6 protein-coding genes are annotated in these 8,906 nt (G+C 43.6%); 2 read left to right on the top strand and 4 right to left on the bottom strand.

All coding sequences use genetic code 11. From position 1 onward, the window contains the following. Positions 1-53: 53 nt before the first annotated feature. From ACXAH6_RS18760 to ACXAH6_RS18770, 3 genes are all read right to left on the bottom strand, one after another. A complete protein-coding gene (locus ACXAH6_RS18760; RefSeq protein WP_474879338.1) occupies positions 54-1,937 on the bottom strand; it encodes a sensor histidine kinase in 1,884 nt (627 codons plus the stop codon). Continuing rightward, positions 1,934-4,198, bottom strand: a complete 2,265-nt coding sequence (locus ACXAH6_RS18765) for an EAL domain-containing protein (RefSeq protein ID WP_474879340.1) — start codon at positions 4,196-4,198, stop codon at positions 1,934-1,936. Before ACXAH6_RS18765 ends, ACXAH6_RS18760 begins: the two co-directional genes overlap by 4 nt. 190 nt (positions 4,199-4,388) lie before the next feature. Further along, complete coding sequence (locus tag ACXAH6_RS18770) at positions 4,389-5,516, bottom strand: acyl-CoA desaturase (protein WP_474879347.1); 1,128 nt, start codon at positions 5,514-5,516, stop codon at positions 4,389-4,391. Between the two features lie 103 nt (positions 5,517-5,619). On the opposite strand from ACXAH6_RS18770, the gene fabR reads away from it, so the two are divergent. Next, entirely contained in the window at positions 5,620-6,225 is a 606-nt protein-coding gene (fabR, locus tag ACXAH6_RS18775; RefSeq protein WP_474879341.1) for an HTH-type transcriptional repressor FabR, read from the top strand. 27 nt (positions 6,226-6,252) lie between these two features. On the opposite strand, the gene trmA is transcribed toward fabR, so the two are convergent. Next, positions 6,253-7,347, bottom strand: a complete 1,095-nt coding sequence (trmA, locus tag ACXAH6_RS18780; RefSeq protein WP_474879343.1) for a tRNA (uridine(54)-C5)-methyltransferase TrmA — start codon at positions 7,345-7,347, stop codon at positions 6,253-6,255. A gap of 157 nt (positions 7,348-7,504) precedes the next feature. Between trmA and ACXAH6_RS18785 the strand changes: the two genes are divergently transcribed. Then, complete coding sequence (locus ACXAH6_RS18785; RefSeq protein ID WP_474879344.1) at positions 7,505-8,770, top strand: DUF5610 domain-containing protein; 1,266 nt, start codon at positions 7,505-7,507, stop codon at positions 8,768-8,770. The last annotated feature ends 136 nt before the right edge of the window (positions 8,771-8,906 follow it).

Here is an 8,906-nt window from a genome sequence, read left to right on the forward strand (position 1 = left end):
ATTGTGTGATTTATTACCAGTCTATCAAGTTTATGAAAATAAACAAAAATGCTTTATTCGATAGCTTTGGCTTTTGGTGAAACGGGAAGAATAATTTCGAATTTAGCCCCTTGTTCACTATTTTTGACTACATGAATACTGCCTTGCAGCGATTTTGTTACCCATTGGTGAGCAATGTAAAGGCCAAGGCCCGTACCTCCGCTTCCTCTGGATGTAGTGTAAAAGGGGTCGAAAACGAGTTCGATTTGCTCGGCGCTTAAACCTCTCCCGTTATCAGCAAAAATAATAGAAACTTTGTTGTCGATTAATTCAGCGGTAATGTCGATACGTTTTTCTTGTTCCGATTTAAACGCATGCCGCAGCGAATTTTCTATCAAACATTGAATGACTTGCGACAAAATACCGGGGTAGCCATTGAGCATGATTTCGGGGTCGATACTGTGGTGTATTTTAACCCCTTCTTTTCTTAATACCCCTTGATAGGAATGCAGAAAATCCGTAACGATTTGATGTAAGTAAAATTCGCTGAGCGTATCCAGCGCCCGTTCTTGTGTGAGGTGTTTAAAACTGGTTATGATTTCCGCTGCACGAGAAAGATTACTAAACGTTAAAAATATCGATTGCTGGCTATTTTCAATATAAGTATCAAATGCCTGTTTAGTCAGACCATTACTTTTTAATTTGATGAGCCGTTTTAATTGAGCATCGCTTTCGCTTACGGCTAACCGAGCGGCACCGATAGGCGTATTTAACTCGTGGGCGAGCCCAGCGACCATCATGCCTAACGAAGACAGTTTTTTAGACTCTGACAGTTCATCCATTAACGCATTTTGCCGTTCAATGGTTTGCTTTAATTCGCCTTTTTCTTTGTGTAACAGGGCACTGGAGTGTATGAGTTGCTGGCTGTATCGGTAGTCTCGATACAAGGTGGCAAACCCTAGTGCAACGATAAGTAAACCTACACCCATAGCAGAATAAAGCGCATCGGTTTTTATTTGGTTCATCACATTCGCAGGGGTTTTCGCAATAATATAGAGCGAAGGAAGTTGCTCGTCAGAAAGCCCCGATAGCGAATGAAGTGTTATAGCGCTGTACTTTTGGCCGTTTTCTGTTGCAAAAATAATCTGCCCACCGCTTCGACTAATTCGCTCTGCAATTCCGGGTTCTACGTGTTCTAGCGACTGGTTCATTATTGCCAGATCAGGCCCCCATTCATGTTGTTTGTCTGGATGCAGAATAATACGCTCGGTCCCAGAAGAGATAATGAGTTGCGCTTGTGACGAACTGACTTCTCTTAAACGTTGCAAAATACCTGAAAGGTTGTAGTTCAGCACTAATATGCCATTGAGGTTTGTACCAGCGATATGGCTTTTGGTTACAGCGCGAATTGTGGGTTGAAACGGGGTGACTATGGTTCCTTTTTCAATGTTCAGGTCTATCTTCGAAAGATACACTTGCCCTTCTGCTAAGTTTAATCCTGCATTTACATAGTAACGGGATGATTTGTCTTGTAATTGAGACTCATCAACAAGATATATGCGGTTATCACTGTCTGAATTCACGCGTACTCTTTCAATCCCGTTGTTGTTGATCCAGCGAAGTTGCAATAGTTTTGGGAGGGTGTGTGCTGTTTGTATAAAAAGTGGGGCGACAAAGTCGGCATTGGTCTCATCTGTGACCGGGTGTTCAATTTGTTGGTTAATTAAACGTATGGTTGTTCGAATGTCACTCAGTTCCTGAGTAAACAAATTACTCGCTTGTGATAAGGCATTGTTGTGGGCAAATTCCACAATCTCTAGCTTTTTGGTTATCGTGTTCTGATACGCTAAAAATGCAACGAGTAAACCACAAACCACAATTAATACTGCCCAGCTGAGGACGCGGTATTTCAACATTGGGGCTTTATTTTGTTTTGATGCTCCCTGCGGATCACTCATAGTGGGGGAAATTCCTCTAGCCATGCTAAGAGCTTTTGCCATTCCATCGGTTTGGCGAAATAGTACCCTTGACCAATGACGTACCCATTTTGAATTAAAATTTGGCACTGCTCTTGGGTTTCAATGCCTTCTGCCACCAAGTTAAAGTTAAATCGAGAGGACAGCTTTTGCACGATTTGTACTACATGAGTGGCCTGTTCTGACTTGCTTCCAGTGAGATCGTCGATAAACTTTCGGTCTACTTTTAACGTCGTTGCGGCCAAATCGGTAATGTGGGCGAGAGAGGAATACCCAGTGCCAAAATCATCAATACTCACCGACATACCAGTATCAATGAGTTCCTGAAGAATTGGGTTGACCAATTGGTAGTCTTCCATAGCTAACGATTCAGTGACTTCGATTTCTAAAAGCTGTGGGGAAATACCGCTGACAGCGATAATTTCATGAAGCGCAGCTACAAACTGGCGATTGGTGATGTCATTGCACGTGACATTGAATGACACGGGCAGGGCATAGCCCTCTTGTTGTAATGCTTGAATAGTGGCAATTGTCTTTTGCATTACAAAGGTGTCGATTTTTGCCATTAATCCAGAGGCTTCTACAAGAGGAATAAATTCACCTGGCGGGACTAACGTGCCGTCGTGGCGCTTCCATCTAATCAGGACTTCAATGCCCACAGGGCGGCCACTTCGCATATCAACTTTGGGTTGGAAGACCAGAAATAAGCCTTTTTCTTGTGCAATACAGCCGTTCAAGTCATGCAACATAGTGGAACGACGAGAGAGCATTTCAACTTGCTCGCGATCAAAGTAAGTCACGGCTTGATTATTTTGCCTACCATGCTGCAAGGCGATTTCCGACAAAGCAAAGATTCGCTCTGCAGATTTTTCGTCAACTTCATCCAAGTTCACTACACCAACGTTCAAGATCACTTGGTGATCTAAGTTGTTGATATTGATAATTTGGTCGCTGAGCAGGTGCAAAATATGGTTGTTCGGCAGATTCTGTTTTTTAAATAGCAACACAAAAGCGTCGTCATCGGGTTTTGCAATACAATAATAGTGCGGACACAGCTTCCTGAGATTGTCTAAGATGCCTTTTAATATGAGAGAGGTATAGCTGGTTCCCAGTATCATCTCCATTGATGACTGATCATTTAGTTCTACCCGCACTAGACTCAACTTGTGTCGTTCTTCTGATGTAAGGCTATCTAGTTCTCGCAATAACCAGTTTCGGTTTGGAATGTTTATGCTTCTGTCTTGATAGGCTAGGTTAGTGAGTTTGTTGAGCAAGTTGATATTCGAAAAGCTGGTACTGATGTTCTCGCTAAATACTTGCAACAGCTTGATATGACCATCTTCGAGGGGTTTGGCAGAGTCGATAAAAATGACGTATTTCTCGGTTTGCTCAAAACTAATTGTTTCGAAGTACAGAACTGTGTAGAAGTGAGCAAATTGATGCTGTTTACTTTCCACTGCACATTCAATACTCGTTTTTATCTTCTCAGATACTTGCGGCGAGTAATGTTGAAATAAGGCGTTAAACGAGCGATGGTCGGCATGTTGATAGTGCCCGCTTGTTGCAATAATCGGAAAGGCTTCGATTTCTGTGTCAAACGCTTGAAATGTGCAAACAAAGCCACCTGTGTTTGGTAAGTTGAGTACTTTAGCCACTTCGTGTAACACGGTTTCGGTGAAGGTGGTGATGTCACTCTTTTTGGTTAACGCGCGCGAGGCATCTACAATCATTTGCAGCCCACGTCGAGCAATGTTCAGGTCGTGAATGTTCGACCAGGTTCGCACATTACTGGTTAGTACACTTTTTAGTTTTTCTGCTGTGAGCTCCGCTTTTTGCCAGTATTCATCGATATTGTACGAGTGCATAATATCTTCACGGGGAACCGTGCTTGCTTGCCCTGTGAGTAATATAATCCGCACTTCGTTGTTACCGATCACATTGCGAATGGTTTCGGCTAAATAAAGCCCCGCGAGTTCACGTTCCATAATGACATCAAGCAAAATCACAGCAATATCGCTATGCTGCGCAATAATCGACGCCGCAGTGGTGGCTGAGGAGGCGGTCATAAATTCAACATGGCGGCCATCAATCACCATATTTTTAACGGTGAGAGCGAGGGTTTCTTGATAACAGGTATCATCTTCGACGCTAAGTACTTTCCATGTCTTTACCGTATCGTCTTCTTCGTTGCGAGATACGTCTTCAAAAACAAAAAGTTCGTCTTGGTTTTCACTTATCGACATCTTTTTTCCTTACCTCATGATCGATGCACTGGGTCAAACCTAGCCAACTGAGCTTTCAATCCATTCTTGCTTGAGTCGTTTTGTTTTATTTTTCTTTAATCAAGTGTTGCTTAAGATGGGGAATTTGCAAGTCTCGGTGAGAATTAGGCAGGAGAAAACAAAAAGGGCACCTTGAAGGTGCCCTGTGCAGTTAAGCGAAGTTGAATTCGCAACTGTGAATTTTTAACCACTTTTCCTTTTGCAGCAAAAGGGCTTGTTTCATTTCTTTGTATTTGAAATCCAGCTCTAGTCTTTCAACACTGCGCTTAAGATGACGCTTCTTAATATTCATTATGCGCTTTTTAGTGGCGTAATAATCAGACATTTTTTGGATTAATATGTCATATTCATCCTGCACTTTTTGCATGATCAGTTCGCCGTTGGGTAATGCCGAAGCGCGCTCGCTCGCTCGTTTTAGCTGCATCGTAGCTAGGGCTTTTTCAATACGCTCTTCCGGACAACGTCTAAGGTTCTTGGTTAACCCAACAAAGGATAAGCCGCGAATTGCCCACTTGGTTGGGTCAAACTGCCACCAACGAATGCCATTTCGGTAATCGTATTCAAAAATGTGGTGGAAATTGTGGTAGCCCTCACCAAAAGTAAAGAAAGCTAATATTCCGTTATCGCGTGCAGAGTTTTGGTCAGTATAGGGCTGTGAACCCCAAAAGTGAGCCAACGAATTGATAAAGAATGTCACGTGATGCACCATGACTAAACGAAATACGCCAGCAAGTAATACCATGCTCAGTACATCGCCGTTCAGCCAGCCTAAGAATGCGGTGAGGCCGAAGTTAGCAGCAAGAACCACCAATAAATAATGATTGTGCTGCCACATCACTACAGGGTCTTTTTGTAAATCGCGGCAATTACTGTAGTCACTGTAACGGCTAGCTTGATATTCTCTTAGCATCCAACCGATGTGTGAATACCACAACCCTTTTCCTGCTGAATATGGATCTTTGTCATCATCATCCACGTGGCGGTGATGGATTCGGTGATCTGACGACCAATGTAAAATACTGTTTTGTAGCGCCATGGCTCCGCCAATGGCCAAAATGATTCGCACACTAATATGCGCGTCATAGGCTTTGTGAGACCACAGACGATGATAGCCCATGGTGATAGACATTCCCGTAAAATAGAACAGGACAATGGTCGTGATGATTTCCGTAGCGTCAAAACCGAATGTCGTAGCCCATACCGGTACTCCGATAAAGGCAATTGCACCTGTGATAATAAACACAAGTACATTAGTTAGGATAATAGGTGGTTTTTTCATCATATAAAACTCAGCTTACAACTGTACGCTAATTTAACTTTTTCTGCCTTTTGAGGCAAGCCAGTTACAGTGTAATATAGACTAAAAACTAAGGAATGACGTAGTGAGTCGACAAGAACAGAAACTGAAAACGCGACAAAATATCATTAATGCTGCATTTCATTTGCTGCATGAGAATCGTACTTTGTCAGCGATTAGTCTCCGCGAAGTCGCGCGAGAAGCGGGGATCGCACCCACTTCATTTTATCGCCACTTCAAAGACATGGATGAACTTGGCCTCACTTTGGTTGATGAAGCTGGCTTGGCGCTGAGACAACTTATGCGACAGGCGCGGCGAAGAATTGCGTCTGGTGGCGGCGTGATCGACACTTCCGTCGATACCTTTATGGAATTTATTACATCGAACAGCAATGCGTTCCGATTGTTACTGCGCGAACACACAGGAACTTCAGCGGCTTATCGCTTGGCGGTTTCACGAGAAATCCAGCATTTTACTGAAGAGCTAACAGACTACATTGTTGAGCAAGAAATATTGCCCCATCAGCTAGCATATCTACAGGCTGAATGTATGGTGCGTTTGGTATTCAGCGCGGGGGCCGATGCCTTAGAGGCAGACGCCAATCAACGAGGAGAAATTGGGAAGCGGGTGAAAGTGCAGTTGCGCTTTATTCAGTACGGTGGTGAAACCTTTGCTCAAAGGCAGGTATAGTCGTTGCCTCTGAGCAAAGAACGTAAATTATCGCTTTGACAACCACACGCCGGCTTCAGTGTGGTGGGTGAATGGGAACTGATCAAATAATGCCGATTGCTTGATTTCGTGAGTGCTCGACAACATTTTCATATTGTCAGCTAACGTATCAGGGTTACACGAAATATACAGAATATTGTCGAATTGGCTGACCATTTTTAATGTGTCGGGATCTAGGCCTGCACGGGGAGGATCAACCAATACCGTATTGAAATTAAACTGGCTCAAGTCCAGTCCTTCGAGTCTGGAGAATGTGCGTTCACCCCGCATGGCTTCAACAAACTCTTCGGCAGACAAGCGAACAATGGTGACATTATCAAGCTTGTTTTCAGCAATATTGAATTGAGCTGCCGCGACCGAGGGTTTTGCTATTTCAGTCCCTACTACATGATCAAAACTGGCGGCTAGCGGTAAGCTAAAGTTACCCGCTCCACAATATAGTTCAAGCAAGTCACCGTCTAATTCATCACTGATTGCCATTGCCCATTCAATCATTTTGCAATTCACTTTTGCATTGGGCTGGGTAAAACTGTTCTCGATGTGTTTGAACACATATTCACGTTCGCGAATTGTAAGCCGTTCTATGATGTAGTCTTGGTCTAACAGCACCTTTTGTTTGCGAGCGCGGCCAATAATATTCACATTAAATTGCGCGCTTAGTGTTGCTTTGAGCGCATTGGCTGCTGCCATCCATTCGTCGTCAAGGGCTTTGTGATAAAGCAAGCTCACCACGATTTCCCCTGATAAGCCAGACAAGTAGTCAATCTGAAACAGCTTTTTGCGCAACACGGTGTTGGCTCTGAGTAAAGGCATTAACTCGGCCATCATGTCATTGATAGTTTCACTTGCGGCAGGAAATTGGTCGACGCGATATTTTTCCTTGGTCTCTTGGTTAAACATGATGTGATACAAGTCATCGCCATCATGCCAAACACGAAATTCTGCGCGCATCCGGTAATGAGATTCATCTGAAGTAAAGACATTCAATGGAGGCGCATCAAAAGGCGCGAGTTGGGTTTGTAATCGCGTTACTTTCTCATCAAGTTGTACTTGGTATGCGTCTGAATGTTGATGATCCGACATATCTCATCTCTCTGGCCATTGAATTAAGCTGCGGCATTGTAGTGAGTTTTGTCACAACTGCAATGCAAAGCAGCAGGCAATATTAAAATATTGCATTAAAATTAAACAATGTTAAATCACAGCCGATAAAAACTATGAGGTTAGTGAGGAACAAATTATGAACGTAGATGCAATCAAGGCTTCCCTTGGTGAGCAAGACGCGTCTGTACACCCGGAAGCAAGCTTAAAAAAGCAACTCCAACAGGAAGGGCTTCGTCAAGCTGCGGATTTGATGCAGCAATCCAGTGCCGTAAAGGTGTCGTTAACGCAATCAAGCTTAAGCCTAAAAATGTTCGGTTCGGCGTTAAGTCAAACCGTAGAGATAGATGGAAAGCGAGTCGATGCCAGTCGGCTTACCGGTGATACTGAAGAGCCCAAAGACAGTTTATTCGACTTTGAAGAGGTTGCGAAAAATGTCATGAGTTTTGTTGGGGGCGTGATAAATGCCGCAGCGAAAAGTGGTGCTGACGACGCAAAACTTCATTCAATGTTTGAGCAAGCACGATCAGGCGTTGCCAAAGGCATTGATATGGCGAAGCAAGATCTCGGTAGTATGATGAACAACGAGATCGCTACGGGCATTGAAAACAGTGCTTCCTTGATTGAAGAAAAGATGCAATCCCTAGAGCAACGTATATTCGGTCAAGCCCCTGAAATTGTGAATGGCATGGAAGCAATCAGCTTTGGTGCCAGTGATTCCCGTGATGGTGATTTACGCATTCGTACTAAAGATGGCGATGAAGTGACAATACGCTTCGAAAGTGTGCGTTCATTTGAATACAACCAATCTACGTTGTGGAATGCAACGCCAGTAAGTTATGGCAATAATGAAGTGCCGTCGTCTACCAATCAGACGAGTGTGCAACAAACATCACTTTATCAATACTTCGAGAAAGACGGTCTAAGCTTCAGTGTTCAAGGCGAATTAGATGAAGACGAGCTAGAGGCTATCGCTGATTTAGTAGAAAAAACCACAGATCTAGCCGAAACCTTCTTTTCCGGCGACATGGAAAAGGCTTTGGAAGAAGCCTTGTCTTTAGGATATGACAAAGAGCAGCTAGCTGGCTTTGCTTTGAATCTTAATCACAAGCAACAGTCGAGCATGGCTCGTGCATATCAAAATGTGCAACAGTATCAAGACGATCAACCCGACTGTGACAAAGTGAAGCCTGTAACACAGTATTTAGAAAAGTTGATGGCTGTGTTGAATCAAAGTGACGAGAAACTAGAAGGGCGAGAAGATTTCAATGCATTAGTGAGTGAAATCATTAATCAAATGGAAGAAGTGCACGTTCCTGATCTTGTATCGGCGATTAACCGTTTCCATACGCTCAACCAAAAGCTGGTGGGCGATGGGTATTTACCGAGTCAGTCTGAAAGCTAATAAAAAACCTGGCAATCGCCAGGTTTCAGACTGTTGAAAAAGCCCTAGACGAAAGTCTGGGGCTTTGATCTAATAGGCATAGTGAAATTCGGAGTGTTCACCATGCTAACCCCAAAATCCCCACAACAATACGAGT

The sequence above is a fragment of the Alteromonas sp. ABE4_545 genome, assembly GCF_056161325.1.

Excerpts from the sequence above, each read along its gene's own strand:
- ACXAH6_RS18760 (WP_474879338.1), bottom strand. The coding sequence starts at position 1,937 with ATGAGTGATCCGCAGGGAGCATCAAAACAAAATAAAGCCCCAATGTTG.
- ACXAH6_RS18765 (WP_474879340.1), bottom strand. The coding sequence starts at position 4,198 with ATGTCGATAAGTGAAAACCAAGACGAACTTTTTGTTTTTGAAGACGTA.
- ACXAH6_RS18770 (WP_474879347.1), bottom strand. The coding sequence starts at position 5,516 with ATGAAAAAACCACCTATTATCCTAACTAATGTACTTGTGTTTATTATC.
- trmA (WP_474879343.1), bottom strand. The coding sequence starts at position 7,347 with ATGTCGGATCATCAACATTCAGACGCATACCAAGTACAACTTGATGAG.
- ACXAH6_RS18785 (WP_474879344.1), top strand. The coding sequence starts at position 7,505 with ATGAACGTAGATGCAATCAAGGCTTCCCTTGGTGAGCAAGACGCGTCT.